The sequence below is a fragment of the uncultured Mesonia sp. genome, from assembly GCA_947499595.1.
In the GTDB taxonomy this organism is placed as follows: Bacteria; Bacteroidota; Bacteroidia; order Flavobacteriales; family Flavobacteriaceae; genus Mesonia; species Mesonia sediminis.
On sequence record CANMOY010000004.1, the window covers coordinates 162,478 to 188,758 of the forward strand.

Below are 26,281 nucleotides of genomic sequence, written 5' to 3' on the forward strand. Positions count from 1 at the left end.
TTATTTTGAGTAAATTCGCAACCATTAATAACAAAATCATCTTTAGAAAAAAGATATGGCAAAATTTGAACTAAAACTTCCGAAAATGGGAGAAAGCGTTGCAGAGGCAACCATTACCAATTGGCTAAAAGAAGTAGGCGATAAGATAGAAGAAGATGAAGCAGTTTTAGAAATCGCAACAGATAAAGTAGATAGTGAGGTGCCTAGTGAAGTAGAAGGTACAATTGTAGAAAAATTGTTTGATGTAGATGATGTTGTTCAAGTCGGGCAAACCATTGCAATTATAGAGACCGATGCCGATGTAGCCGATGAAGCTCCGTCTTCACCAGAGAATAACCAATCAGAAGGTTCATCTGAGAGTAAACAGGTGCAAGAGCAAATTAATCAAGTTCAAGATTCATTGGCGACCGACTTTGCCGAGAGTGATAAATTTTATTCTCCTTTGGTAAAAAGCATTGCTCAAAAAGAAGGAATAAGTGTTGCTGAATTAGATAAAATTGAAGGCTCCGGATTAGAAGGGCGTGTTACAAAAAATGACATATTAGCTTATATCGAGAATAGATCGAGTGCCGTGTCTGCACCGGCAGCTACATCTTCAAAACAGAATAGTGTTGCCCAAACTTCTGCACCAAAGACCAGCGTTCCTGTTCCAAGTCAAGACGGTGATGAGATTGTTGAAATGACTAGAATGGGTAAAATGATTGCCCACCATATGGTCCAAAGCGTACAAACCTCTGCTCACGTACAATCATTTATCGAAGTGGATGTGACGAAGATCTGGAATTGGCGCAAGAAAAATAAAGATGCTTTCCAAAAACGTGAGGGTGAAAAGCTAACTTTTACTCCAATCTTTATGGAAGCAGTAGCAAAGGCAATTAAAGATTTTCCGTTAATTAATATTTCTGTAGATGGAGATAAAATTATTAAAAGAAAAAATATCAATCTTGGTATGGCGGCCGCTTTACCAGATGGTAACCTTATTGTGCCTGTAATCAAACATGCTGATCAATTGAACTTAGTTGGTATGGCCAAAGCTGTAAACGATTTAGCCAACCGCGCTCGAGCAGGTAAATTAAAACCAGACGACACCCAAGGCGGAACTTACACCGTTACTAATGTAGGTACTTTTGGGAGCATTATGGGAACGCCAATTATCAATCAACCTCAAGTTGCTATTTTGGCCTTGGGAGCAATCCGTAAAGTGCCTGCTGTTGTTGAAACACCAGACGGCGACTTTATAGGTATTCGCTATAAGATGTTCTTGTCGCATAGCTATGACCACCGCGTGGTAAATGGAGCTTTAGGTGGGCAGTTTGTGCAACGGGTTGCGCAATATCTAGAAGGTTTTGATGAAAATAGAAGTATATAAATTTAATTAATATTATAAAAGAAACCGTTTGCTCTCGCAAGCGGTTTTTTTTGTTTAAATGAATAAATTATAAAAGTAATTAAACCTATTAATAGCACTTTTCTTTTTAATATTGTTATTTTTGAAAATAAACACTAGACTATGAATTTAAGGTTAACAAAACCCATTTGCTTTTTTGATTTAGAAACTACAGGAACGCAAATAGCAAAAGATAGAATTGTAGAAATTGCAGTTTTAAAGGTTTATCCCAATTCTAATAAAGAAAGTATTTGTTGGCGTGTTAATCCAGAAATGCCAATTCCTGCAGAAGTTACTAAAATACATGGTATTTCCGATGAAGATGTAGTTAATGAACCTACCTTTAAAGAAAGAGCTAAAGCTTTATATGAAATGATTAGAGGTTGTGATTTAGGTGGTTATAATAGCAATCGATTTGATATACCTTTATTAGCTGAAGAGTTTTTGCGAGCAGGTATCGATTTCGATATTAAAAGTTCCTTGGCAATAGACGTGCAAACCATTTTCCATAAAAAGGAGAAGCGAACCTTAGAAGCAGCCTATAAATTCTATTGCAATAAAGAACTTATTGATGCTCATAGTGCCGAGGCTGATACCTTAGCAACTTTTGAAGTGCTAGAATCTCAATTAGAGCGTTATCCAGATTTAGAGAATAATACTGAGTGGTTAGCTAATTTTAGCGCACATAAAAAATTTGTAGACTTTGCTGGGTTTATAGCTTACAATAAACAACAAGAGGAGGTTTTTGCATTCGGTAAACATAAAGGTAAAAAGGTAGAAGAGGTTTTTGAGAAGGAACCAGGATATTATGGATGGATTCAAAATGCCGATTTCCCGTTATATACAAAGAAAGTTCTTACTGCCATTAAATTGCGAAAACTGACTCAAAAACTGAATTAAGCATGAAGATTATTTGTGTAGGCAGAAATTATACAGATCATATCCAAGAGTTGGAGAACCAAAAGCCAGATGCTCCGGTTTTATTTCTAAAACCAGACTCGGCAATCCTACTCAAAAAGCAAGCTTTTTTTATACCAGATTTTTCTAATGAAATTCACCATGAGGTGGAGTTATTGGTTAAAATTAAAAAAGTAGGTAAACACATACAAAAAAAGTTTGCACATAAATATTATGATGAAATAGGTCTGGGAATAGATTTTACTGCTAGAGATTTACAAAAACAACTAAAAAAAGAAGGTTTACCTTGGGAAAAAGCAAAAGCCTTCGATGGCTCAGCTGTAATCGCAGAAAAATGGATACATAAAGCTGAGATTAAAAATATTGACCAAATTTCTTTTACGCTAAAGAAGAATAACCAGACGGTTCAGGCGGGTAATTCGGCGCAGATGCTCTATAAAATAGATGAGTTAATCGAATATATTTCGAGTTATTTTACTTTGAAAATAGGAGATATTATTTTTACAGGAACTCCTGCGGGGGTTAGTAAGATAAATCCAGGAGATACCCTCGAAGGATTCCTAGAAAAAACCTCCTTTTTTAAGGTAAATATCAAGTAACATGAAATTATATAATTTAGATGATGTGCGGGAAATGGCCGCTGGAGATAGCGATTTTATTAAAGAAATTGTAAACGCCTTTCTAGAGGAAGTTCCTATTGATATTACCCAACTTTACGAAGCCGTTCAAAATGAAAATAAACCCATGGTTTATGCGATTGCTCATAAAGTTAAACCTAACCTTCAATTGTTTGGTTTAGGGTTAAGTCATGAAATTAAACAACTTGAAGGATGGGGTAAAGAGCAAGAATCTTATAGGGAAGATGAAATTTTGGCCATTGCAAGAAGAGTGAAAGATACAGTTTTAATGGCTACCGATGCACTTCATAAAGAGATAGCATAATATATATGAATGCAGAGATTATAACTATAGGAGACGAAATTCTTATAGGTCAAATCACAGATACCAACTCCGCTTTCTTAGCTCAAGAACTTAATAAAATTGGTGTTGAGGTAACTCAAATTACTTCTATTCAAGATCATCCTACCCATATTTTTAATGCGCTTAAAAAAGCCGAAGCCTATAACCAGATAATTATTATTACAGGAGGTTTAGGGCCAACTAAAGATGATAAAACCAAAGAGACGCTCTGTAATTATTTTCAAGACGAACTGGTTGAAAATCTTAAGGTGCTTAGCCATATAGAGGATTTATTTGAAAAATATATTGAAACTTCTTCAATCTCAAAACTTAACCGAGATCAAGCTTATATTCCGTCAAAGGCAATTGCTTTAAAAAATGAATTTGGTACGGCACCAGGAATGTGGTTTTTTGAAAATGGAAAAGTATACATTTCAATGCCAGGGGTACCATATGAAATGAAGAATATTTTCACCAAAGAAGCTTTGCCTCGATTGGCTAAAACTTTTGAACGCCCTTATATTATACATAAGACAGCTTTAACTTATGGAGTAGGCGAGAGTACATTAGCCAAACTAATTGAAGATTGGGAAAACAATTTACCTTCTTTTATAAAATTAGCTTACCTGCCAAGTTTAGGGAAAGTTCGCTTGCGATTAAGTGCTAGAGGAGGAAATAAAGAAATTTTAGAACAAGCACTAAAGGAGGCATTTAAAAATTTAAAAAGCTATATTGGCGGATATATAAAAGGATTTGAAGGAGAGACTAGTATCGAAGAAGAAATAGCGCGTAAGTTCAATCTGAAAAATCAGCATTTGGCGCTTGCAGAAAGCTGTACAGGTGGTCAAATAGCCTCAAGCTTAGTAAATGTGCCGGGCGCTAGTTCTTACTTTCTAGCGGGTTTGGTAACCTATGCTACCCAAATGAAAATAGACTTACTCAAGATAGAAGAGTCGATAATTCAAAAGTACTCCGTAGTTAGTAAAGAGGTGACCTTAGAAATGGCTAAAAAAGTAAAACAGCAAACAGGTGCTGATGTTGCTTTGGCTACTACAGGAAATGCAGGGCCAACCAAAGGAGATAGTCAAGCTGATATCGGCCAAGTTTATATTGCCTTAGTTGCACCTGGAGTAGAAAAAGTATTTAGTTTTCTTTGGAAAAAAAATAGAGAAAAGATTATTGAAAAGGCAGTGGTTAAGGCCCAACAAATATTATTAGAAGAAAATTGGAATTAAATCTTTGAAATTGTTGTTTGTTTCGAGATAATGTTGTTAATTTGCAATCTGTTTTGAATAACGCGATAAAGATTAGAAAACATGTCAAGAGTTTGTGAACTTACGGGAAAGAAAGCGATGGTAGGAAATAACGTTTCTCACGCTATGAATAAAACAAAACGTAAATTTAAAGCCAATTTGGTTAAAAAACGTTTTTACATCCCAGAAGAGGATAAGTGGGTTACTTTGAAAGTGTCTACTTCTGCATTAAAAAATATTAACAAAAGAGGAATCTCTGCTGTCATTAAAGAAGCTAGAGAAAAAGGTTTCTTAACCAAGTAATCTTGAATCTTTAAAATCATAGAGCAATGGCAAAGAAAGGAAATAGAGTACAAGTAATTCTTGAATGTACAGAGCATAAAGCAACTGGTAAGCCAGGTACATCTAGATATATCACAACTAAAAATAAAAAAAACACGCCGGATAGAATGGAGTTAAAGAAATTTAACCCTATTTTAAATAAAATGACGGTTCATAAAGAAATAAAGTAATAAGTTATGGCAAAGAAATCGGTAGCATCGTTACAAACAGGATCAAAAAGACTTACCAAAGCTATAAAAATGGTTAAGTCTCCAAAAACAGGAGCGTACACTTTTGTTGAGGCAATTATGGCGCCAGAACAAGTGAAAGATTATCTTAAGAAATAAGAATAACTTAACACAGTATATAAACCGTCTTGTTAATACAAGACGGTTTTTTTAATTTAAGTAACGCGTATATTTTAGCATTATTTTGGCTTTCATTGAATAAAAAAGCTAACTTTGAGTTTTTAAAATTACACTTCTAATAATTCTGTCATGAATTTTTTTAAAAAGATATTTTCTAAAGAAAAAAAAGAGACTTTAGACAAAGGCTTAGAAAAATCAAAATCTAGTTTTTTTGGTAAACTGAGCAAAGCCGTTGCTGGTAAATCAAAAGTAGATGATGAGGTTCTTGATAACTTAGAAGAAGTTCTAGTAAGCAGTGATGTTGGGGTGAAAACAACTATTCGAATAATCGATCGCATTGAAGCTCGCGTTGCCAAAGATAAATATTTAGGGACAGATGAACTCGATCAAATTTTAAGAGAAGAGATTGCCGGATTGTTAAGCGAAACAGAAGATCAAACCAATTTTAATTTGCCCGATAAGAAACCTTATGTGATTATGGTTGTTGGGGTAAATGGAGTAGGTAAAACTACAACCATTGGTAAATTGGCACATCAATTTAAAAGTCAGGGTAAAAGTGTTGTGCTGGGTGCAGCAGATACATTTAGGGCAGCCGCTATAGATCAACTTCAAATTTGGGCAGATCGAGTAGAAGTTCCTATTGTTAAACAAAAAATGGGTAGCGACCCGGCTTCAGTTGCCTTTGACACTCTTCAAAGTGGTGTAAATAAAGGTGCTGATGTGGTAATTATAGATACCGCTGGAAGATTGCATAACAAAATCAACTTGATGAATGAGCTTACCAAAATAAAGCGAGTAATGCAGAAAGTAGTGCCAGATGCCCCACACGAAGTTTTGCTGGTTTTAGATGGTAGTACAGGTCAAAACGCTTTTGAGCAAGCCAAACAATTTACAGCTGCCACCGAGGTGAGTAGTTTAGCAGTAACCAAACTTGATGGTACAGCTAAGGGTGGAGTAGTAATAGGTATTAGCGATCAGTTTAAAATCCCTGTTAAATATATAGGGGTAGGAGAAGGAATTGATGACTTGCAAGTCTTTAATAAATTCGAATTTGTTGATTCGTTTTTCAAACAAAATTTATAGATAATTTGGAAGAAAAGCCACCTTTATTTTCCGAGAGAGCCAAGGGGAACACTACAAAGGTAGTACTGCTGTATTGTTTATTCTTTGTTATCATGAAAATTGTGGCAGGTTTTCAGGGATACGATTGGGGTTTAAACCTGCTCATTGCCCTTCCATTTTTTATAATTCTTATGTTGGGCTATTGGCTTTATAAAGCTCACAAAATAAATTGGACTTTTCTTTTAATAAGTATGCTTGCTATGGCTGCAATCCATTATTTTGAAGCCGATTTTGTAGCTTATTATACCCAAGTTAATTCGTAAATATTTGCCTATTTCTAATTTTTAGATTGTACCTTTGCACACATTTTAAATAGCTATGCGTACAAAATCTCTAAAGAAAAATAAAATAAATGTTGTTACCCTAGGTTGTAGCAAAAACCTTTATGATTCAGAAGTACTTATGGGGCAACTAAAAGCCAATAAGAAGGAAGTGGTTCATGAGCAAGAAGGTAATGTTGTTGTGATAAATACTTGTGGGTTTATAGACAATGCCAAAGAACAATCTGTAAACACCATACTAGATTTTGTACAACGTAAGGAAGAAGGTTTGGTAGATAAGGTTTTTGTGACGGGTTGCCTCTCTGAACGTTATAAGCCAGATTTAGTAAAAGAAATTCCAAATGTTGACCAATATTTTGGTACAACCGAGTTACCGGCATTACTTAAGGCATTGGGTGCAGATTATAAACATGAGTTAATCGGGGAACGCATAACTACTACCCCAAAAAATTATGCTTTTTTAAAAATCGCAGAAGGCTGTGATCGTCCGTGTAGCTTTTGTGCCATACCATTAATGCGTGGCAAGCATAAATCAACACCTATAGAAAACCTTGTGCAAGAGGCTAAAAACCTAGCTAAGAATGGCGTAAAAGAACTTATTTTAATTGCACAAGATTTAACTTATTACGGTTTAGATCTTTACAAAAAGCGCGCTTTAGCGGATTTACTAAAAGAATTGGTGAAGGTGGAAGGCATTCAATGGATAAGATTGCATTATGCTTTTCCTACGGGCTTTCCTATGGATGTGCTCGATGTAATTAAAAATGAGCCGAAAGTCTGTAATTACCTAGATATACCTTTGCAACATATTTCAGATGATTTATTAAAATCTATGCGTCGTGGCACAACTCACGCCAAGACAACAGAACTCATTCACAAATTCAGAGAAAAAGTTCCAGCAATGGCTATTAGAACCACATTAATTGTTGGCTATCCAGGCGAGACAGAAGCACATTTTCAAGAATTGAAAGACTGGGTAAAAGCTATGCGCTTTGAACGTTTAGGCTGTTTTACTTATTCTCATGAAGAAAACACCCATGCTTTTAATTTAGTTGATGATGTGCCAGAAGATATAAAACAACAGCGCGCCAATGAAATTATGGAAATTCAATCGCAAATTTCATGGGAACTCAATCAAGAAAAAATAGGCCAAAATTTTAAATGTGTAATTGACCGTAAAGAAGGAAATTACTTTGTGGGCCGTACAGAATTTGATTCACCCGATGTTGATAATGAAGTGCTTATTGATGCAACGAAATTTTATTTAAAAACAGGCGATTTTGCCGAAGTGAAAATTACAGAAGCAGCCGATTTTGATTTGTACGGAGAACCCGTAACCGCTTAAATAAAAAAAGCCTTGGTAATTTCCAAAGCTTTTTTATTCCCATTATGCTTTGTGTTAATCTTTAATTGAATTTTTTTATTTTTCAAAATAACTTTGATTCAGAATAAAATTACCTGTCCTATAGTTTATTTTACAGTTCGCGTTTTTTTGTTAACTAAAAATTAGTAGATTAAAAGCTTAACAAATGTATCTTTGTACGTATAAAGTGTAATTTATGTCAGACTGTATTGCCTATCAAGAAACCAATTACTTTTCTCCTCTAATTATAGACTACCTGAATAAAAAAAAGACGCTCGATGTCTTTTACAACCGGTTTCCTGATTTAAAGAATTTTCAAAAGCAAATAGAAGAGAAACAAGAAAATTATAAAGCTGAACACCGTAAAATTCTTGTACAAGAGCTTCAAGAACAATATAAGAATTTACCGGTTTCAAAAAAAGTAGAGACCAATATAAGAGCTTTAGAAAAAGACAATACTTTTACCATTACCACAGGGCATCAACTCAATTTATTTACGGGCCCTCTTTATTTTTTATATAAAATTATTTCGACTATTAATTTAGCCGAAGAGCTTTCAGTGAAATACCCTTTACAGAATTTTGTTCCTGTGTATTGGATGGCTACCGAAGATCATGACTTTGCCGAAATTAACTTTTTTAATTACCGAGAACATAAAATAAGTTGGGATATTGATAGCTCAGGGGCTGTAGGAGAACTAAAAACAGAACGTTTTGATCAAGTTATCCAATCTTTTCAGTCGGTTCTAGGCGATTCAGAGAACGCGCAATACTTGATTAATTTATTTAAAAAAGCCTATGCTCAGCAGGAAACTTTAGCAGATGCTACCCGTTACATTGTTCATGAACTTTTTCAAGATACAGGTTTAGTTATATTAGATGCCAACAGTAAAAAATTAAAAGAAACATTTATTCCGCATATAGAAGATGAGGTGTTTAACCAAACTGCCTACGAGCAAGTTGAGCAAACCTCTCAACAATTGCAAGAAGCTAATTATAGAACGCAGGTAAATCCGCGTGGGATTAATCTTTTTTATCTAAAACCAAATATACGGGAGCGTATTCTTTATGAAGACGGCAAATTTAAGGTGAATAATACAGTTTTTGAATTTACCGAAAGTCAAATCCGTAAAGAAATAAAAGAACACCCAGAGCGATTTTCACCAAATGTAATCATGCGTCCGCTTTACCAAGAGACTTTATTGCCAAACTTATGTTATATAGGTGGAGGAGGAGAGCTGGCCTATTGGTTTCAATTAAAGCCTTATTTTAAATCTCAAAAAGTCACATTTCCCATACTATTGCTCCGAAATTCTGCATTAATTGTCTCTGAAAAACAGCAACGCAAACGCAAAAAGCTCAATTTGGCTATTGCCGATTTATTTTTAGATCAAAATGAGTTGCTGACGCAGAAGATAAAACAACTTTCGGCAATACAGATTGATTTTTCTTCACAAAAAAAGTTTTTGAAAAAGCAGTTTGAAGATTTGTATAGGCTTGCAAATGAAACCGATAAATCGTTTAAGGGAGCTGTAGCTGCTCAAGAGCAAAAGCAAATAAATGGCTTGATGCATTTAGAAAAACGCTTGTTAAAAGCCCAAAAAAGGAAACTAAAGGAAAGCTTAGAACGCATAATGCAACTGCAAAACGCCTTATTCCCACAAAAAAGTTTACAAGAACGTCAACTTAATTTTGCTCAGTTTTACGAAGAAAATGGAGAACTTCTAATAAAACGTTTACAAAATGAACTAAAGCCTTTAGACCTACGATTTAAAATAATAACTTTGCCGTACTAAATATTTCATATGAAAAGTATGCACAGCATTGATATCAATACCGTCGAAATGACGCTAGATATCATGAAATATGCCATCAATAGGATTTCCAATAATGATCCTGAGTTGGGTCACCCTAAAAAAGAAGAAGTTCTAAAAGAACTTGCTGGCGATACCATTACAAAAGAAGGAATAGGCGGAGAATTTGCTTTCAATTTGTTTAAGGACGTATTTGCAAAAGCAACCGTACCAGTAGATCACCCAAGGCATCTAGCCTTTGTACCAGCAGCTCCAACTAAAGCTGCTGTTTTGTTTGATTTAGTTACATCTGCGGCTAGTATTCACGGCGCATATTGGATGACAGGCGGTGGCGGTATTTTCTGTGAAAACGAGACGATGAAATGGTTAGTAAGCTTAACGGGCTTACCCGAAGGAGCTTTTGGGGTTTTTACCAGCGGAGGAACATCGGCTAACCTATCGGCAATGATTGCCGCAAGAGAAGCTTGGCGCGCTCAAAACCAAGAACATGAAAACCTAAAAGCGCTTTTAATTACCTCTAATGGAGCGCACTCCTCTATAAAATCAATGGCAAAGGTCATAGATGCCGATATTATATTGGTAGATGATGATGATGATGATCGATTGACAGGTTATTGGTTAAAAGAGAAAATTAAAAACTTATCACCACACGACCGTAAAAGACTCTTTGCTGTAGTTGCCACAGGAGGAACTACCAACGCAGGAATAATAGATGATCTTGCTGGTGTGGCGCAAGTTTGTGAAGAAGAAAAACTTTGGTTTCACGTAGATGCAGCATATGGAGGTGGAGCCCTTGCCGCACCATCTGTTCGTCATTTGTTCAAGGGTATTGAACGTGCCGATAGTATTACAATAGATCCGCACAAATGGATGTTCTCGCCTTATGATTGCGGAGCGGTAATCTATAAAGACTTGTCTTTAGCCAAAAATGCACACTCACAAAAAGGAGCTTATTTAGATATATTTAAAGACGAAGGTGCTCAAGGATTTAATCCAGCCGATTATCAAATTCAGCTTACACGTCGCTTACGCGGATTGCCTTTATGGTTTTCCTTAGCTATGCATGGAACCGCAAAATACACAGAAGCAATAGAGCGAGGCTTGTTTTTAGCACAAGCCGCAGCCAAGCAAATAGAAGCACATCCCAACCTAGAGTTGGTGAGAGAACCAGGCCTTTCGTGCGTGCTGTTTAGAAGAAAAGGTTGGTCTCCAGATGATTATATAGATTGGACCTATACCAACCACCAAGCTGGATTAGCTTTGGTTACACCAACAAAATGGACCAAAAATGGAGAGAGTGAAACCATTTCTAGATTTTGCTTTATAAATCCAGATACAACAGAAGAAGATATTCAAGAAATTTTAGCCACAATGGCTTAGTATAAACTTTAAAACCAATAATAAAATATTTAAGGATTTTAAATTAGGCCTTAAATGCTTATTTTTAGCTATGCAAAATAACGTACTTATTCTCGACTTCGGTTCGCAGTACACGCAATTAATCGCTAGGCGTGTTCGTGAATTAAACATTTATTGTGAAATACATCCCTACAACAAGATTCCTGGAAATGTAAATACTTTTAAAGCGGTTATTCTTTCTGGTAGTCCATTTTCGGTTAGGGCAGAGGATGCGCCGCATCCCGACTTGTCTCAAATTAGGGGTAAGGTTCCCATGTTGGCGGTGTGTTATGGTGCACAATACTTAGCACATTTTAACGGAGGTAAAGTAGAGGCTTCTGAGATAAGAGAATATGGCCGTGCAAACTTAGCAGTAATTAAAGATCAAGAGCTTCTATTTGATGAAATTCCAGAAAACTCCCAAGTCTGGATGTCGCACAGCGATACCATTAAAGAACTACCCCAAGGCGGTGTAAGGTTAGCCAGTACGCAAGATGTTTTAAATGCTGCTTATCGTATTGAGGGTGAACAAACATTTGCCATTCAATTTCACCCCGAAGTATATCACTCACAAGACGGTAAACAATTACTTGAAAACTTTTTGGTGAAAATAGCAGGTGTAGCTCAAGAATGGACTCCAGAAGCATTTGTTGATATGACGGTAAATGAACTGCGTGAGAAAATAGGGTCTGATAAAGTAGTACTTGGTTTAAGTGGAGGTGTTGATTCAACTGTAGCCGCTGTATTATTGCATAAAGCAATTGGAAAAAATTTGTATTGCATTTTCGTAAACAATGGTTTATTGCGGAAAGATGAGTTTTCTAATGTATTGAATCAATACAAGGGTATGGGATTAAATGTAAAAGGTGTAGACTCATCAAAACGATTTTTAGACGCTTTGGCAGGTATAAGTGATCCTGAAGAAAAGAGAAAGAAAATAGGGAATACTTTTATTGATGTATTCGACGACGAAGCACATGAAATTACAGATGTTACTTATTTGGCGCAAGGTACTATCTATCCAGATGTTATTGAATCTATTTCGGTAAACGGACCTTCAGCTACCATCAAATCGCATCACAATGTGGGAGGTTTACCCGATTTTATGAAACTTAAAATCGTTGAGCCCTTACGCATGTTATTTAAAGATGAAGTGAGAAGGGTGGGGGCCGAAATGGGCATAGATCCAGAATTGTTGGGTAGACACCCATTCCCTGGTCCCGGACTTGCTATTCGAATTTTAGGCGATATCACAGCCGAAAAGGTACGAATCTTGCAAGAAGTTGATCATATTTTTATTCAAGGATTAAAAGACTGGAATCTTTACGATAAAGTTTGGCAGGCGGGAGCTATTTTGTTGCCAGTAAACTCGGTTGGAGTAATGGGTGATGAGCGCACCTACGAAAAAGTTGTAGCTTTAAGGGCGGTAGAATCAACCGATGGTATGACAGCCGACTGGGTTAATTTACCCTATGATTTTTTACAAAAAATATCAAACACCATAATAAATAGAGTAAAAGGCGTTAATAGAGTAGTTTACGATATTAGCTCAAAACCACCTGCAACAATAGAATGGGAATAAATTTTACCTGTGTTATGACTAGATTTAATATGTTTTTTTTGTTTGTCTTTTTACTGATTTTCCCTTCAGCTATCGCTCAAGGTTTTCGTACGCATGAGGTTAAAAAAGGAGAAAGCTTGGAGCAAATTGCTAACCATTATCAGGTGAGTGTCGATGAGATTTATAAATTAAATCCAGATGCCAAAAGGCGAAATATCAACCATATGGTGTTGGTAATTCCAGCGCAAGAACCTAAAATTAAACTAAATGAAAAAAGCAAACAATTAAGTTTTAAAAGCTATCAAATTCGAGCTAAAGAAACTTTATATAGCATTGCAAAAGAAAATCAATTGAGTATTGATGAACTTAAGCAATATAACCCCGACTTAGTTGAAACCGATATAGCTATAGGGCAAACCATTAAAATTCCTATTTTTAGAGAAGATAGACGTACACCTAATTTCAATGAATCCTTAACCAACTCTAGTTTTAGTAATATCATACATATAGTTTTGCCTGGTGAAACAAAATATAGAATTGCCAAGCAATATGGTTTAAGTGTTGAGCAATTGCAAGCACTTAATCCCACCTTATTAGACTTAAAGGCCGGACAGTTACTTACTATTGTAAACAAAAATCCAGAGGCACTGACTAATAAAAATGAAGCGCCCTTAAACTTTTTTACTTATGAGGTGAAACCAAAAGAAACTATTTTTAGGTTAACCAAAAAGTTTAAAGTACCAGCCGATTCACTTTATGCTTGGAATCCTCAATTGAAACAGTCTGGTTTGCAAGAAGGTATGCAGATAAAATTACCTAAGAAAGTGAATGTGCAAGTTGCTGGTTTATCTACAGATAAAGTGAACTTAGCAGAGAACATTAGTGATTATTCTACTCAAAAGTTGGCTGTTATGTTGCCCTTAAGTTTAGGAAACATTAACGATGATAATAAAGCTGAAGTTTTAAAAAAAGATAAAGTATTGCGTATTGCCTTAGATTTTTATAGTGGGGTTGAGGCTGCCATCCGTAAAGCCGGATCACTCGGGATTACAGTTGAGGCTAAAGTGTATGACACCCAGAGAAATTCGCAAAAGGTGGCGAGTCTTATAAACAATAATGATTTTGATCAAGTTGACTTTGTTGTTGGACCTTTTTTTACAAAAACCGTTGAAACAGCGTCCAAGCTATTAGAATCAAAAAAAATCCCTGTTTTAAGTCCTATCTCTAGCGGTGAAATTAATGGTGGTGTAAATTTAATTCAAACCCGCCCAACCGATATTATGATGCAGCAATCTATAATTTCTTTTATTAAATTGCACGGTGCAGATAAAAATATTGTCGTTTTAGCTGATAAGGATAAGGGGTATTTAGAATCAAAAATACTCTATACATTGCCTGAGGCAAAACTGGTAAACTTGCAAAAGGAGTATTTACAGCAAAGTGATCTGGCACGTGTTTTAGATAAGAATAGAACAAATTGGTTTATTCTTGAATCAGATGATATGGCCACCGTAAGTAATGCTGCGTCTTATCTAAATACACTGCGTTCAACTTTTGACATTCAACTGTTTACTTCCAATAAAAATGATTTATACGATAGCGAAGTACCTAGCACTTATTTAGGAAATTTAAACTTCACTTTCGCTGCTATTAACAAAGAGTACAATCAAGATCCTTTAGATGAGTTTGTAAAAATGTATCGGGAAGATTATGGTTTGTCTCCCAATCAATATGTTATTCGTGGGTATGATGTAACATTAGATGCAATTTTGAGAAAAGCTAACTTCTCTGATTTTTACGAATCGCTAATCCTTGATCAAACCACAGAATATGTGGAAAATCAGTTTAATTATAATAAAAAATTGATTGGCGGGTATTTTAATAACGCGGTTTATATTTTACAATACAATAAGGAGTTGCAAATTCAATCTGTAGAGAATTAAAATGACAAAAATAGCGCTAACTTATTTAGGAAACTTGAGGGTAAGTAGTATTCATCTTAAAAGTAATTCTGAGCTGACAACCGATGCCCCAATAGATAATCAAGGAAAAGGCGAAGCCTTTTCACCTACCGATACGGTAGCTTCTGCATTAGCTAGTTGTATGTTAACTATTATGGGTATTTATGCTAATGAAAACAATATTGATTTAAGCGGAACCAAAGCCGAGGTCGAAAAGTTTATGGAGAGCAATCCTAGACGTATTGATTGTGTAAAAGTAAAGCTTATTTTTAACAAGAAGTTTGATGAAAAAACAACTAAAAAATTAGAACGCATCGGTTATACCTGTCCGGTTTACCACAGCCTACATCCCGATTTGAAAAAAGAAATTATTTTTGAGTATGCCTAGTATTTAGAGGTATAATTTATAAAGCCTGGTAGCTTACTTACCAGGCTTTTTTTATATAAGTTGTTCTTTGACTGCTAATTTTGCTTTTTGGTAATCGGTCCATATTTGTTTTACAATTTCTTTTGCTGGGAGTATATCCTTGATAAGTCCACTTATTTGACCAATTTCTAATTCACCTTCTTCTAAGTCTCCCTCAAACATTCCTTTTTTAGCTCTAGCTCTACCCAGTAAATCAATTAATTCTTGTTTACTTGGCGATTTGCTATAAAGGGATTTCACATCTTCGTAAAATTTATTTTTTAATAAACGTACAGGAGCTAATTCTTTTAAGGTTAATTCAGTGTCACCCTCTTGTGCTTGAACAACACTATTCTTAAAGTTTTGATGGGAAGAAGCCTCTTCACTTGCTACAAATCTACTTCCTATTTGTACGGCATCTGCACCCAAAACCATAGCCGCCAACATTCCTGATCCAGTGGCAATTCCTCCTGCTGCAATTAAAGGGATATTCAATTTTTCTTTCACCATCGGAATCAAAGTAAAAGTGGTAGTTTCTTCACGACCATTATGGCCTCCAGCCTCAAATCCTTCTGCAACCACTGCATCTACACCGGCGGCTTCCGCTTTAAGCGCAAACTTTACACTGCTCACTACGTGAACCACGGTGATTCCTTTTTCTTTAAGCAATGGAGTAAATGTCTTGGGATTTCCAGCTGAGGTAAAAACAATTGGTACTTTCTCTTCAATAATAATGTTTATTATTTCTTCCAAGTCGGGGTAAAGCATAGGCACATTTACAGCGAAAGGTTTATCGGTTGCTGCTTTACATTTTAGGATATGCTCACGAAGTACATTTGGGTACATAGAACCAGCCCCTATTATTCCTAAACCACCTGCATTACTAACGGCACTTGCCAATCTCCAGCCGCTGGCCCAGATCATTCCGGCTTGTATTATGGGTAATTCTATATTAAATAGTTTGGTTATTCTATTATTATGGATCTGCATTCGGTTAAATTTTAATTTTTTGCTAAATATACTTAGAATTTTACAGGTAAACCATCTTATCCGATAACTCCCGACCCTAGTAGTTCATCATCAATATGCCAAGCTACAAATTGCCCTTCTGTGATAGCAGATTGCGCTTCTTTGAAAACAACATAAAGTCCTTCTTTCGTTTGATGTAATTTAGCCTCTTGAAGAGGTTGTCTATAACGAATACGTGCTTTCACCGCCAAACTTTCACCCAAGCCTAATTTCAAATCTTCTCTAACCCAGTGAATGTCTTGAGGTTTTACCAAAAGACCACGGCGATAAAGCCCAGGATGATTTTTACCTTGACCCACATAAATAACGTTGTTATTAACATCTGTTTCCAGTACAAAAAGTGGTTCTGGTGTTCCGCCTACGGCAAGACCCTTACGCTGACCTTTTGTAAAGAAGTGTGCACCATTGTGTTGGCCAACTTTGTTCCCATTTTCTGGAGTATAACTATATTTCTCGCTTAAAAAAGTCAATTCTTCTTTATCTAAACTTTGTTGTTGGTATATGGTTGAATCACTAGGGATTTCAATAATATCTCCTGTTTTTGGTTTTAGCTGTTGCTGAAGAAAGTCGGGCAGTCTTACCTTACCAATAAAACATAAACCTTGTGAGTCTTTTTTATTGGCTGTTATTAAGCCTTGTTCTTTAGCAATGGCCCGTACCTCGCTTTTTTGTAAGTCGCCAATAGGAAAAAGAGATTTGGCTAATTGATCCTGAGATAATTGGCAGAGGAAATAAGATTGATCTTTATTATTGTCTTTTCCAGCTAACAATTGATAAGTGGTTTTGCCGTTAATTTTGATAGTGTTTCTTCGAGCATAATGGCCAGTTGCCACATAATCTGCACCTAATGAAAGAGCAATATCTAAGAAAACGTCAAATTTTATCTCGCGGTTACATAGTACATCGGGGTTTGGGGTACGTCCAGCCTCATACTCTTTAAACATATAGTTTACAATACGTTCTTTATATTGTTCGCTTAGATCTATAGTTTGAAATGGAATATTTAATTTATCTGCAACCAGCATGGCATCATTACTGTCATCTAACCAAGGACATTCATCACTTATGGTAACGCTGTCGTCGTGCCAGTTTTTCATAAAAAGGCCAATTACTTCGTAGCCTTGCTCTTTTAATAAATAAGCAGTTACACTTGAATCAACTCCTCCGCTAAGTCCTACAATTACGCGTGGTTTCTTATTATTTTGCATTCTTTTTTGAGTGTTTTATTTTTTTGTGTTCTTAAAAAGAGGTAAGGGGTGCTGAGTTTCTTTGTAACTTCCGTCATCCTGGCGATCAAGCCAAATGCCATCTTTCTTCCCATGCTTATAATTTCCTTTTGAGATAAGCTCGCCAGCGGCATCGTAAATTCTTGTTTTACCGTGTAATTTACCGTCTTTATAAGTGTAATGTTGAAGCAATTGTTTATTGGCACCAAAGATTTTAAGCTCACCGTTTAATTTACCATATTTATATTCTTCTATTTGAGCCAATTCTCCCGTATTAAAATAGGTTTTCTTTAGCCCGTGAAGCTGATTGTTTTTATAATGTTCTTCGAGCATAAGTTGATCGGAATTTTTATGGTAGTATAACCAAGTACCTTCTCTTTTCTGACCAATCATCCCCCCTTTACTTACTGTATTTCCATATTGGTTGAAATATTCAACAAGTATAGTATCGGTATGTGCTTGAAAAATTTTGGTAGCTACCGGTTGTTGCCCACTTTTGGGTTTGTAAAATTTAAATACACCAACTTCTTTACCATGTTCAAATTGGCCTTCATATCTGATTTGATCTGATTTTTCATATTTTTTTATCCAACGACCGTGGCGCTTTCCGTCTTGATCAAATTGATTGATTTTCTCTTGGGCAAAGCTTGAATCCACAAAGGATAAAAAAACCAATATATAGAATGGAATAATACTTAAATTCATACGTTTTCTTTTTTGTATCTTGCTTTTTAAAAAAAAATTATAAATGAATCGATTTAGTTTCTACTTTAAGTTTGCAAAAGTACTGCCAATTTTTCTATTAAGCTTATTTTTTTTGGCTTGTGATGAAGATGATAATGATAATGTAATTGACGGTACCAACTCAATAATTAATTACTTGAGCAAAAATCAAGAATTTTTCCAGTTAACTGAATTAATTTTTAAAGCAGATTACCAAGGTAAGTTGGATGGAAACTCAGGCAACTATACCTTTTTGGCTCCAACAAATCAAGCTATAAGTGAATTTTTGACCAAAAACGGAATGAACGATTTATCGGCGCTTACGCAACAAGACGCGCAGGAAATAATTGATTATCATTTATTATTAGAGCAGGTAGATACGAGTCAAGCTACTACTGGATTTTTAACCACGGCCGCACAATTGGAATTGAACGATAGTGTCAGTTATCCATTAAATTTACATCTTAAAAAAGATATAGCTATAACCTTTAATGCAAGCGCTAAATTGCTAGAAGCAAATATTGAAGTAGACAACGGTACACTTCACGTTTTAGACGAAGTTTTAACTATTCCAAGCCTGGCTGATCTTTTAAGTTTTGATGAGCAAAGCAGTGGCTTTTATACTTTTTGGGATGATTTAGGTTTATTACCACTTTTAGAGCAAGAAGGGGTACAGAGTTTATTTGCGCCAGAAACCGACAAACTTGCTGCATTTCTACAAAATCAAAATTTAAATGCACAAGAAAAAGAACAATTTGCCAAGAATCATCTCTATCAGGGATTTTTACATACTGACGCCATAACATTGGGATATAGGTATAGCGAAGCCAATCGAGACAATACTAAAATCAGTAATTTTTTTAATACCAACACCGGAATACTTATTAATAATAAAGCCAGTGTAAGCACGCAAAATATTGTAGGAAAAAATGGTGTAATGCACATCTGCTCAGATATTTTAGCCTTACCAAGTCTTTGGAGCTTAATTGAGTCTAATCCAAATCTAGCTACCTTTGTACAAGGTGCAACTAGAACCGATTCCGCTTTAAGCGATTATGAATCGTTATTATCTGATACAAATAATACTAACTTTACCTGTTTTATACCTAATAATACGGCATTTGATACTTTTTTTAGTAACCAAGATGCAACGGGTATGCTAAATATAGATAATATTGACGCGAGCACTTTAGAAACCCTTTTAATGACCCACTTATTTGAGAACACGGCATTAAAAATTGAAGAATTACCCAGTTCGATTGCAAACAATCAAGGAGTAATCACTATCAATAAGTCTATCTCAACTTGCAAGCTAACAGATGAAAATGGAGTGGAAGCCGCTGTTATTGAGCAAGATATAAATGGTGAAAATGGGTTAGTTCATACAATTGATAGTGTTTTATTAAATAATTAACTTTGTTTAATGTTTATTAACAAAAGTTAAACACAATTCTTTTTAAAATACTTTAAATTTGAATTATCAATCAATTTAAATCAAAAATGTTATGAAAAGAATCAGTTTACTCCCCATTTTAATGTTGGCGCTTAGTTTCTCCTTTTACTCGTGTAGTGACGATGATGATGGCTCAGGAAATTTACCGCCTGTAATGAATAATACTATTGCCGATGTGGTGATAGCCAATGAAAATTATTCGGTACTTGAAGCCGCTTTGATTAAAACAGATCTAGTAAGTATCTTTCAAGGTAGCTCAGAATATACCGTATTTGCCCCCAACAATCAAGCTTTCCAAGACTTTTTAAGTGATAATGGTTTTGCAAGTTTAGATGAGGTTCCTACAGATGTGCTAACCCAAGTGTTACTATATCATGTTGTACCAGGAAATTTGCAAGCCGCAGATTTACAAACGCAATATTATTCAACTTTAAGTTTAGAAGAAGATTCTCAAGCCTATTTAAGTTTGTATGCCGATACAAGTAGCGGTGTAGAATTAAATGGAGCTACTGCCGTAATTACCCCTAATATTGAAGCCGATAACGGTGTAATTCATGGGATAGAAACCGTATTATCTTTACCTACGGTTGCTGATTTAGCGATTTATAATGATAACTTTAATACGTTGGTTACTGCTTTAGGAAATGGAGGTAACACAACCGACTTTCTTGGACTAGCTTCAGACCCATCTGCAGATATCACGGTATTTGCACCTACTAATGATGCTTTTGATACCTTTTTAAATGATTTAGGGGTAACACTTCCCGATGTTAGCGGCCCTGTGCTAGATAACCTTTTAAGAAATCATGTCGTAGCAAGTTCGGTTGCCTCAACACAACTTTCAACTATGTATGTAAATACAGAAGCTACTTTTGATGCTACTTCTAATAAGTTAAGTATGTATATCAACACCGAAAACGGAGTTACCTTAAACGGACAGTCAAATGTTATAGTTGCTGACGTAGTCGGAGTAAATGGAATTATTCATGCGGTTGATGCAGTAGTCGTATTACCAACTATAGTTACTTTTGCGACTGCAGATAGTACTTTTGAGACTTTAGTATCAGCTTTGACAAGAGAAACTAGTTTTACTTACGTGGATTTGTTAAATACTGAAAACGGAACGAGTCCTGCTCCTTTCACTGTTTTTGCACCTACAAACGATGCCTTTGCTGATTTATTAACCGAATTAGGAGCTAGTAGTCTAGCCGATATAGATGCAGCTACGCTTGAGGCTACCTTAAATATGCACGTTATCACTGGGGCCAATGTAACCGCTTCAGACTTAACTTCAGGAGCAGTCACTACAGCTGGAGGTGAGATGATTACAATCGATGCAAGTAATGCCACGATAACCGATCCTAATAGCCGTGTAAGTAATATTATTGTGACCGATGTTCAAGCGAGTAATGGAGTGATTCACGCTATTGATAAAGTAATCTTACCTGCTTTACCATAAGTATACAGAAGATTGTAAAGTTAAGAGGAGGCCCACTGGGTCTCCTTTTTTGTTTTATTGATAAAATATAAAGTCATATTGTCAATAATATTTGTATTTTTGCGCCCCGTATAGACATTATTTAATCAATTTATCATGGCACAAACCAAGTACATTTTTGTCACCGGGGGTGTTTCTTCGTCATTAGGAAAAGGAATAATCGCAGCATCATTAGCAAAACTTTTACAAGCACGAGGATATCGGGTTACTATCCAAAAATTAGACCCCTATATAAATATAGATCCGGGTACAATGAATCCGTATGAACATGGGGAGTGTTTTGTTACTGAAGATGGAGCGGAAACAGATCTTGATTTGGGGCATTATGAGCGATTTTTAAATACCAATACTTCACAAGCCAATAATGTTACTACAGGTCGTGTTTACCAAAGCGTAATCAATAAAGAAAGAAGAGGTGAGTTTTTGGGTAAAACCGTCCAAGTAATTCCTCATATCACTAACGAAATTAAAGAACGTATCAAAATTTTCGGAAACTCTGGAGATTACGATATTGTGATTACAGAAATAGGAGGAACCGTAGGCGATATTGAGTCTTTGCCATATATAGAAAGTGTACGCCAGTTACGCTGGGAATTAGGCGATAACAATTCATTGGTAATTCATTTAACTTTAATTCCTTATCTATCTGCTGCAGGTGAACTTAAGACTAAACCCACACAGCACAGTGTGAAAACTTTGATGGAGAGTGGTGTAAATGCAGATATTTTAGTTTGTCGTACAGAACACGAAATAGGGGATGACCTAAAACGAAAATTGGCTTTGTTTTGCAATGTAAAAGAAGAGGCTGTTATTCAATCTATAGATGCTTCAACTATTTATGATGTTCCTAATCATATGCTAGAAGAAGGTCTTGATAAAATCAGTTTAAGTAAATTGGCTCTTCCTTTAAAATCTGAACCAGATTTAACGCAATGGAATGCCTTTTTGGAACGGCATAAAAATCCGAAAAGTGAAGTTAATATTGGTCTAGTGGGTAAATATGTAGAATTACAAGATTCTTATAAATCTATTCTCGAGGCTTTTATTCACGCTGGAGCCGAAAATGAGGTAAAAGTAAATGTAATAAGTCTTCACGCTGAATTTTTCTCAAAAGAATACAAGGATAAAAACATATCATTAGACGGTATTTTGGTAGCTCCAGGTTTTGGAGAACGAGGAATTGACGGGAAAATCGAAGCGGTTAAATATGCGCGAGTAAATAAAATCCCTTTCTTAGGAATTTGTTTGGGTATGCAAATGGCCGTAATCGAGTATGCACGCAATGTATTAAATCTAGAAGGAGCCAATAGCACAGAAATGGAGCCAGATGTGAAATTTCCCGTAATTGATATTATGGAAGATCAAAAGAATATCTCACAAATGGGAGGAACTATGCGATTAGGAGCGTGGGATTGTGTTTTAACACCAGGTTCACTTATTTATACGGTGTATCAACAAGAAGAAATTAGCGAAAGGCATAGACATCGTTATGAATATAACAACCAATATAAAGCAGCTCTAGAAGAAGCCGGTTTGTTAAGCACAGGGATAAACCCTAAGACAGGTCTTGTAGAGGTAGTCGAGCTAAAGGATCACCCTTGGTTCATTGGGGTGCAATACCATCCCGAATATAAAAGTACCGTGGCCAATCCTCACCCGCTTTTTGTTCATTTTGTAGAAGCGGCAAAGAATTTTGCAACAAAAAAGAATTAAAAAATATAGATGCTGTTCAAAGTTTGAACAAGATTTAAATGTAATGTATGGAAAATAAAAAATTTGATTTAAACTCACTTATCGGTTTTTTTCTAATAGGAGGTATCTTGCTATGGATGCTTTATTACAATAGTGATGAGCAAACTACTATTACCACAGAAGGCACCCCAGAAGTAACGGAGCAAACCCAGAACGAAAATCAAAAATCAGAAGCTGTTGAAGAAATTGTACCAAAAAGCCAAGATTCATTAGCTATCGCACAAGCTAAAGAAAAATTAGGTGCTTTTGGTTATGCCGCGGCTCAGGCAAAAGAGGGAACTACCACCATAGAGAATGATGTTTTAAAATTAATCATAAGTAACAAAGGTGGACAAATTGTATCAGCTAAACTGAAAAATTTTAAAACCTATGATTCTATTCCAGTACACTTAATCAAAGATGGTAATAGCGCTTTTAACCTTTCATTTACCACACAAGACAATCGCAACATCAATACTAAAGATATGTTTTTTGAGCCTCAAAAAAGCCAAAATGATGCACAAGCATCTTTTAGGTTAAAGGTGTCAGAAAATCAATACTTAGAGTATTACTATGCTTTGAAACCAGGAGAGTATATGTTAGATTTTGCTATTCGCTCACAAGGTTTAAATCAGGTAGTTCAAAATAAAGATATTGCACTAGATTGGTCTTTAACCGCTTACCGACGTGCGAAGAGTATTTCATATGAAAACAGGTATACTGAGATTTTATGGGAGTTTGAAGACGGTAATACAGATTATGCCGGGCAAGGGAAAGATGAGCAAGAAGAGGATAAACAAATTTCATGGGTAGCTTTTAAACAGCATTTCTTTTCTTCTATCTTACTTACTGATGACCCTTTTCAAAAAGGGACTTTTATTTCAAAAAATTTAGTAGAAGATGAAGAAATAGATACCGTGTACACCAAAGCATTTCAAGCTAAATTTCCTATTGCGTTAAAAGGGGGAGAATTTAATGAGACCATGAATATGTATCTCGGTCCTACCGATTACAAAATACTTGACAAGTATCAGCGTAATTTAGATGAAATTGTTCCTTTAGGTTGGGGGATTTTCGGATGGATTAACAAGTATTTTATTATACGTTTTTTTAATCTCCTTAGCGGATTTTTACCGGCAGGTATTGCCATTATAGTATTAACCATAGCGATTAAGATATTATTGTCACCAGTACAATATAAGCAATATGTTTCTCAAGCAAAGATGAAGGTGCTGCGACCCGAAATCAACGAAATTAATGAGAAGTATAAAGACAACGCTATGAAAAAGCAACAGGAAACAATGAAGTTGTATAATAAAGCGGGGGCTAGCCCAATGAGCGGTTGTATTCCTGGTTTGTTACAAATTCCTGTATTTTATGCTTTATTTAATTTCTTTCCGAGTGCGTTTAGTATTCGTCAAGAAAGTTTCCTTTGGGCAGATGACCTTTCGAGCTATGATGTTATAGCCGAATTGCCTTTCCATATTCCATTTTATGGAGACCACATTAGCTTATTTCCTATACTTGCATCTATAGCCATCTTCATTTACATGATGATGACAACTGGGCAGACTATGCAAGCTTCTCAACCAGGAATGCCGAATATGAAGTTTATAATGTATATCTCTCCTTTGTTTATGTTGTTTTTCTTTAACAACTACGCAAGTGGGCTATCATTGTATTATTTAACCTCAAACTTAATTACAATAGGAATTATGCTTGTAATTAAAAATTTCATAATCGACGAAGATAAAATTCACGCTAAAATTCAAGAAAACAAAAAGAAGCCAGCCAAAAAGAAAGGTAAATTTGCGAGGAAAATGCAAGAGATGATGGAGGAAGCTGAGCGTCAACAGCAGCAGGCCAAGAAAAAATAATTAAACTAAAAAAAGACTCGGGAAACCGAGTCTTTTTTTTATCTATAAGGATTAGGATAGCGGGTTCTTAAGTTTTTCAATAAATGTTCTAATCCGTTAATTTTTATCTCATAAACGGCTTGCATTTGTTGGCCTAATTTGCTTTTGGGAAATCCCTTCTGTGCGAACCAAACGAAATAAGGTTCAGGGATATCAGACAAAAAGAAACCTTTGTATTTTCCAAAATGCATTTTAGCGTAGGCTAGAAAAAGCAATTCTTTTGTGTTGAACTCATTCATAAATCAAAAGTACAAGAAAGCAAAATTAAGCAGTTAAGAATATTATTTTTCTTTGTAAAAAAATATTTCTACATGCTGTTTGTTTTTGTTATTTTTGCTAAACAAAATTCGAACGATAAGAAAAACCTGATTATGAATTTACACGAATATCAAGGAAAAGAAATACTAAATAGTTTTGGTGTGCGCATACAGCGTGGGATAGTAGCTAATACACCTCAAGAGGCTGTTGACGCAGCTAAGAAGCTAACCGAAGAAACAGGAACAGGATGGCACGTCATTAAGGCTCAAGTACACGCAGGTGGTCGTGGAAAAGGAGGTGGAGTTAAATTAGCTAAAAACCTTCAAGAAGTTGAAAATATTGCTGATGAAATTTTAGGAATGCACTTGGTTACTCCGCAAACCTCTGCAGAAGGTAAATTGGTAAATCAGGTATTAATTGCAGAAGACGTTTACTATCCAGGGGATAATGAACCAGATGAGTTTTATATGTCTGTGTTGCTAAACCGTGCTAACGGCAGAAACATGATTATGTATTCTACAGAGGGAGGTATGGATATTGAAACTGTAGCAGAAGAAACTCCGCACCTAATTTTTACAGAAGAAATTGATCCCGCCACAGGAATTTTACCTTTCCAAGCCAGAAAAATTGCCTTTAACCTAGGTTTGTCTGGAGCTGCTTTTAAAGAAATGACCAAATTTGTTACGGCTTTATATACAGCTTATGACAAATCAGACTCTTCATTATTTGAAATCAACCCGGTTTTAAAAACCAGTGACGACAAAATTATGGCAGTAGATGCCAAGGTAACCTTAGACGACAACGCTTTATACCGTCACAAAGATTACGCAGCTATGCGTGATGAGCGAGAAGAAAACCCAACAGAGGTTGAGGCACGTAAGGCAGGATTAAGTTATGTTGATTTAGATGGTAATGTAGGGTGCATGGTTAACGGTGCTGGACTTGCTATGGCAACTATGGACTTAATCAAACACGCAGGTGGAGAACCAGCTAATTTCCTTGATGTAGGAGGGACAGCAGACGCTAAAAGAGTAGAAGAGGCTTTTAGATTAATTTTAAAAGACGAGAAAGTTGAAGCTATACTTATTAATATCTTTGGTGGAATTGTTCGTTGTGACCGTGTGGCCCAAGGAGTTGTAGATGCCTATAAAAATATGGGAGACGCCATTAATGTGCCAATTATTGTAAGATTGCAAGGTACTAATGCCGATATAGCTAAAGAATTAATTGATAGTAGCGGATTAAACGTACAGAGTGCTGTACAATTTAAAGAAGCCGCAGATAAAGTACAACAAGTACTAAGCTAAAGGTTATTTATATAACGTATTAAAAAAC

25 protein-coding genes are annotated in these 26,281 nt (G+C 35.6%); 21 read left to right on the forward strand and 4 right to left on the reverse strand.

Features of this window, described 5'->3' with window-relative positions:
* The first annotated feature begins 55 nt into the window (after positions 1-55).
* The 16 genes from ACH2AZ_RS06490 (at position 56) to ACH2AZ_RS06565 (ending at position 15,094) form a co-directional block, all read left to right on the forward strand.
* Positions 56-1,369 carry a dihydrolipoamide acetyltransferase family protein gene (locus ACH2AZ_RS06490; RefSeq protein ID WP_394907169.1) on the forward strand — a complete coding sequence of 438 codons (1,314 nt, stop codon included), beginning with the start codon at positions 56-58 and terminating at the stop codon, positions 1,367-1,369.
* A gap of 141 nt (positions 1,370-1,510) precedes the next feature.
* Positions 1,511-2,287: an exonuclease domain-containing protein gene (locus ACH2AZ_RS06495; RefSeq protein WP_394907170.1), complete on the forward strand. Its 777-nt coding sequence runs from the start codon at positions 1,511-1,513 to the stop codon at positions 2,285-2,287.
* Between the two features lie 2 nt (positions 2,288-2,289).
* On the forward strand, positions 2,290-2,904 hold the full coding sequence (locus ACH2AZ_RS06500) for a fumarylacetoacetate hydrolase family protein (protein ID WP_394907171.1): 615 nt from the start codon (positions 2,290-2,292) through the stop codon (positions 2,902-2,904).
* A gap of 1 nt (position 2,905) precedes the next feature.
* Positions 2,906-3,247 carry an Hpt domain-containing protein gene (locus ACH2AZ_RS06505; protein ID WP_379045724.1) on the forward strand — a complete coding sequence of 114 codons (342 nt, stop codon included), beginning with the start codon at positions 2,906-2,908 and terminating at the stop codon, positions 3,245-3,247.
* Positions 3,248-3,252: 5 nt separating this feature from the next.
* A complete protein-coding gene (locus tag ACH2AZ_RS06510) occupies positions 3,253-4,500 on the forward strand; it encodes a CinA family nicotinamide mononucleotide deamidase-related protein (RefSeq protein ID WP_394907172.1) in 1,248 nt (415 codons plus the stop codon).
* 81 nt (positions 4,501-4,581) lie between these two features.
* Positions 4,582-4,821 carry a 50S ribosomal protein L28 gene (gene rpmB, locus ACH2AZ_RS06515; protein ID WP_147860954.1) on the forward strand — a complete coding sequence of 80 codons (240 nt, stop codon included), beginning with the start codon at positions 4,582-4,584 and terminating at the stop codon, positions 4,819-4,821.
* Between the two features lie 26 nt (positions 4,822-4,847).
* Complete coding sequence (gene rpmG, locus ACH2AZ_RS06520) at positions 4,848-5,030, forward strand: 50S ribosomal protein L33 (RefSeq protein WP_141422429.1); 183 nt, start codon at positions 4,848-4,850, stop codon at positions 5,028-5,030.
* A 6-nt stretch (positions 5,031-5,036) separates the two neighbouring features.
* Positions 5,037-5,186: a DUF4295 domain-containing protein gene (locus ACH2AZ_RS06525; protein WP_147860955.1), complete on the forward strand. Its 150-nt coding sequence runs from the start codon at positions 5,037-5,039 to the stop codon at positions 5,184-5,186.
* A 150-nt stretch (positions 5,187-5,336) separates the two neighbouring features.
* Complete coding sequence (gene ftsY, locus ACH2AZ_RS06530) at positions 5,337-6,290, forward strand: signal recognition particle-docking protein FtsY (protein ID WP_379045717.1); 954 nt, start codon at positions 5,337-5,339, stop codon at positions 6,288-6,290.
* Between the two features lie 92 nt (positions 6,291-6,382).
* Complete coding sequence (locus tag ACH2AZ_RS06535) at positions 6,383-6,592, forward strand: hypothetical protein (protein WP_394907173.1); 210 nt, start codon at positions 6,383-6,385, stop codon at positions 6,590-6,592.
* 55 nt (positions 6,593-6,647) lie between these two features.
* Positions 6,648-7,955 (forward strand): 30S ribosomal protein S12 methylthiotransferase RimO, encoded by a 1,308-nt coding sequence (gene rimO, locus ACH2AZ_RS06540; RefSeq protein ID WP_394907174.1) that lies wholly within the window; start codon positions 6,648-6,650, stop codon positions 7,953-7,955.
* 214 nt (positions 7,956-8,169) lie between these two features.
* Positions 8,170-9,768 (forward strand): bacillithiol biosynthesis cysteine-adding enzyme BshC, encoded by a 1,599-nt coding sequence (bshC, locus tag ACH2AZ_RS06545; protein WP_394907175.1) that lies wholly within the window; start codon positions 8,170-8,172, stop codon positions 9,766-9,768.
* Positions 9,769-9,786: 18 nt separating this feature from the next.
* Positions 9,787-11,166: a pyridoxal phosphate-dependent decarboxylase family protein gene (locus ACH2AZ_RS06550; RefSeq protein ID WP_394907270.1), complete on the forward strand. Its 1,380-nt coding sequence runs from the start codon at positions 9,787-9,789 to the stop codon at positions 11,164-11,166.
* 70 nt (positions 11,167-11,236) lie between these two features.
* The gene (guaA, locus tag ACH2AZ_RS06555; protein ID WP_394907176.1) at positions 11,237-12,766 is read left to right on the forward strand and encodes a glutamine-hydrolyzing GMP synthase; all 1,530 of its coding nucleotides are present in this window, start codon (positions 11,237-11,239) and stop codon (positions 12,764-12,766) included.
* A 14-nt stretch (positions 12,767-12,780) separates the two neighbouring features.
* Positions 12,781-14,688 carry a LysM peptidoglycan-binding domain-containing protein gene (locus ACH2AZ_RS06560; protein WP_394907177.1) on the forward strand — a complete coding sequence of 636 codons (1,908 nt, stop codon included), beginning with the start codon at positions 12,781-12,783 and terminating at the stop codon, positions 14,686-14,688.
* A 1-nt stretch (position 14,689) separates the two neighbouring features.
* Positions 14,690-15,094, forward strand: a complete 405-nt coding sequence (locus tag ACH2AZ_RS06565; protein ID WP_394907178.1) for an OsmC family protein — start codon at positions 14,690-14,692, stop codon at positions 15,092-15,094.
* A gap of 51 nt (positions 15,095-15,145) precedes the next feature.
* On the opposite strand, the gene ACH2AZ_RS06570 is transcribed toward ACH2AZ_RS06565, so the two are convergent.
* The 3 genes from ACH2AZ_RS06570 to ACH2AZ_RS06580 are packed head-to-tail and all read right to left on the reverse strand — an operon-like array spanning position 15,146 to position 18,072.
* Positions 15,146-16,102 carry an NAD(P)H-dependent flavin oxidoreductase gene (locus ACH2AZ_RS06570; protein ID WP_394907179.1) on the reverse strand — a complete coding sequence of 319 codons (957 nt, stop codon included), beginning with the start codon at positions 16,100-16,102 and terminating at the stop codon, positions 15,146-15,148.
* 56 nt (positions 16,103-16,158) lie between these two features.
* A complete protein-coding gene (mnmA, locus tag ACH2AZ_RS06575; RefSeq protein WP_394907180.1) occupies positions 16,159-17,349 on the reverse strand; it encodes a tRNA 2-thiouridine(34) synthase MnmA in 1,191 nt (396 codons plus the stop codon).
* 15 nt (positions 17,350-17,364) lie between these two features.
* On the reverse strand, positions 17,365-18,072 hold the full coding sequence (locus ACH2AZ_RS06580) for a toxin-antitoxin system YwqK family antitoxin (RefSeq protein ID WP_394907181.1): 708 nt from the start codon (positions 18,070-18,072) through the stop codon (positions 17,365-17,367).
* A gap of 43 nt (positions 18,073-18,115) precedes the next feature.
* On the opposite strand from ACH2AZ_RS06580, the gene ACH2AZ_RS06585 reads away from it, so the two are divergent.
* The 4 genes from ACH2AZ_RS06585 (at position 18,116) to yidC (ending at position 24,649) form a co-directional block, all read left to right on the forward strand.
* Positions 18,116-19,504, forward strand: coding sequence for a fasciclin domain-containing protein (locus ACH2AZ_RS06585; protein WP_394907182.1), 1,389 nt, complete (start codon positions 18,116-18,118; stop codon positions 19,502-19,504).
* A gap of 91 nt (positions 19,505-19,595) precedes the next feature.
* A complete protein-coding gene (locus ACH2AZ_RS06590; RefSeq protein ID WP_394907183.1) occupies positions 19,596-21,002 on the forward strand; it encodes a fasciclin domain-containing protein in 1,407 nt (468 codons plus the stop codon).
* A 135-nt stretch (positions 21,003-21,137) separates the two neighbouring features.
* A complete protein-coding gene (locus ACH2AZ_RS06595) occupies positions 21,138-22,754 on the forward strand; it encodes a CTP synthase (protein ID WP_394907184.1) in 1,617 nt (538 codons plus the stop codon).
* Between the two features lie 47 nt (positions 22,755-22,801).
* On the forward strand, positions 22,802-24,649 hold the full coding sequence (yidC, locus tag ACH2AZ_RS06600) for a membrane protein insertase YidC (RefSeq protein ID WP_394907185.1): 1,848 nt from the start codon (positions 22,802-22,804) through the stop codon (positions 24,647-24,649).
* A gap of 38 nt (positions 24,650-24,687) precedes the next feature.
* Here yidC and ACH2AZ_RS06605 read toward each other — a convergent pair whose 3' ends face one another.
* Positions 24,688-24,927: a DUF3820 family protein gene (locus tag ACH2AZ_RS06605; protein ID WP_379045676.1), complete on the reverse strand. Its 240-nt coding sequence runs from the start codon at positions 24,925-24,927 to the stop codon at positions 24,688-24,690.
* Between the two features lie 132 nt (positions 24,928-25,059).
* On the opposite strand from ACH2AZ_RS06605, the gene sucC reads away from it, so the two are divergent.
* A complete protein-coding gene (gene sucC / locus ACH2AZ_RS06610) occupies positions 25,060-26,253 on the forward strand; it encodes an ADP-forming succinate--CoA ligase subunit beta (protein WP_147860970.1) in 1,194 nt (397 codons plus the stop codon).
* Positions 26,254-26,281: the final 28 nt, after the last annotated feature.

Bases quoted from the DNA above. Each gene is read 5' to 3' on its own strand.
- ACH2AZ_RS06490 (WP_394907169.1), top strand. From the start codon at position 56: ATGGCAAAATTTGAACTAAAACTTCCGAAAATGGGAGAAAGCGTTGCA.
- ACH2AZ_RS06495 (WP_394907170.1), top strand. From the start codon at position 1,511: ATGAATTTAAGGTTAACAAAACCCATTTGCTTTTTTGATTTAGAAACT.
- ACH2AZ_RS06500 (WP_394907171.1), top strand. From the start codon at position 2,290: ATGAAGATTATTTGTGTAGGCAGAAATTATACAGATCATATCCAAGAG.
- ACH2AZ_RS06505 (WP_379045724.1), top strand. From the start codon at position 2,906: ATGAAATTATATAATTTAGATGATGTGCGGGAAATGGCCGCTGGAGAT.
- ACH2AZ_RS06510 (WP_394907172.1), top strand. From the start codon at position 3,253: ATGAATGCAGAGATTATAACTATAGGAGACGAAATTCTTATAGGTCAA.
- rpmB (WP_147860954.1), top strand. From the start codon at position 4,582: ATGTCAAGAGTTTGTGAACTTACGGGAAAGAAAGCGATGGTAGGAAAT.
- rpmG (WP_141422429.1), top strand. From the start codon at position 4,848: ATGGCAAAGAAAGGAAATAGAGTACAAGTAATTCTTGAATGTACAGAG.
- ACH2AZ_RS06525 (WP_147860955.1), top strand. From the start codon at position 5,037: ATGGCAAAGAAATCGGTAGCATCGTTACAAACAGGATCAAAAAGACTT.
- ftsY (WP_379045717.1), top strand. From the start codon at position 5,337: ATGAATTTTTTTAAAAAGATATTTTCTAAAGAAAAAAAAGAGACTTTA.
- ACH2AZ_RS06535 (WP_394907173.1), top strand. From the start codon at position 6,383: ATGAAAATTGTGGCAGGTTTTCAGGGATACGATTGGGGTTTAAACCTG.
- rimO (WP_394907174.1), top strand. From the start codon at position 6,648: ATGCGTACAAAATCTCTAAAGAAAAATAAAATAAATGTTGTTACCCTA.
- bshC (WP_394907175.1), top strand. From the start codon at position 8,170: ATGTCAGACTGTATTGCCTATCAAGAAACCAATTACTTTTCTCCTCTA.
- ACH2AZ_RS06550 (WP_394907270.1), top strand. From the start codon at position 9,787: ATGCACAGCATTGATATCAATACCGTCGAAATGACGCTAGATATCATG.
- guaA (WP_394907176.1), top strand. From the start codon at position 11,237: ATGCAAAATAACGTACTTATTCTCGACTTCGGTTCGCAGTACACGCAA.
- ACH2AZ_RS06560 (WP_394907177.1), top strand. From the start codon at position 12,781: ATGACTAGATTTAATATGTTTTTTTTGTTTGTCTTTTTACTGATTTTC.
- ACH2AZ_RS06565 (WP_394907178.1), top strand. From the start codon at position 14,690: ATGACAAAAATAGCGCTAACTTATTTAGGAAACTTGAGGGTAAGTAGT.
- ACH2AZ_RS06570 (WP_394907179.1), bottom strand. From the start codon at position 16,102: ATGCAGATCCATAATAATAGAATAACCAAACTATTTAATATAGAATTA.
- mnmA (WP_394907180.1), bottom strand. From the start codon at position 17,349: ATGCAAAATAATAAGAAACCACGCGTAATTGTAGGACTTAGCGGAGGA.
- ACH2AZ_RS06580 (WP_394907181.1), bottom strand. From the start codon at position 18,072: ATGAATTTAAGTATTATTCCATTCTATATATTGGTTTTTTTATCCTTT.
- ACH2AZ_RS06585 (WP_394907182.1), top strand. From the start codon at position 18,116: ATGAATCGATTTAGTTTCTACTTTAAGTTTGCAAAAGTACTGCCAATT.
- ACH2AZ_RS06590 (WP_394907183.1), top strand. From the start codon at position 19,596: ATGAAAAGAATCAGTTTACTCCCCATTTTAATGTTGGCGCTTAGTTTC.
- ACH2AZ_RS06595 (WP_394907184.1), top strand. From the start codon at position 21,138: ATGGCACAAACCAAGTACATTTTTGTCACCGGGGGTGTTTCTTCGTCA.
- yidC (WP_394907185.1), top strand. From the start codon at position 22,802: ATGGAAAATAAAAAATTTGATTTAAACTCACTTATCGGTTTTTTTCTA.
- ACH2AZ_RS06605 (WP_379045676.1), bottom strand. From the start codon at position 24,927: ATGAATGAGTTCAACACAAAAGAATTGCTTTTTCTAGCCTACGCTAAA.
- sucC (WP_147860970.1), top strand. From the start codon at position 25,060: ATGAATTTACACGAATATCAAGGAAAAGAAATACTAAATAGTTTTGGT.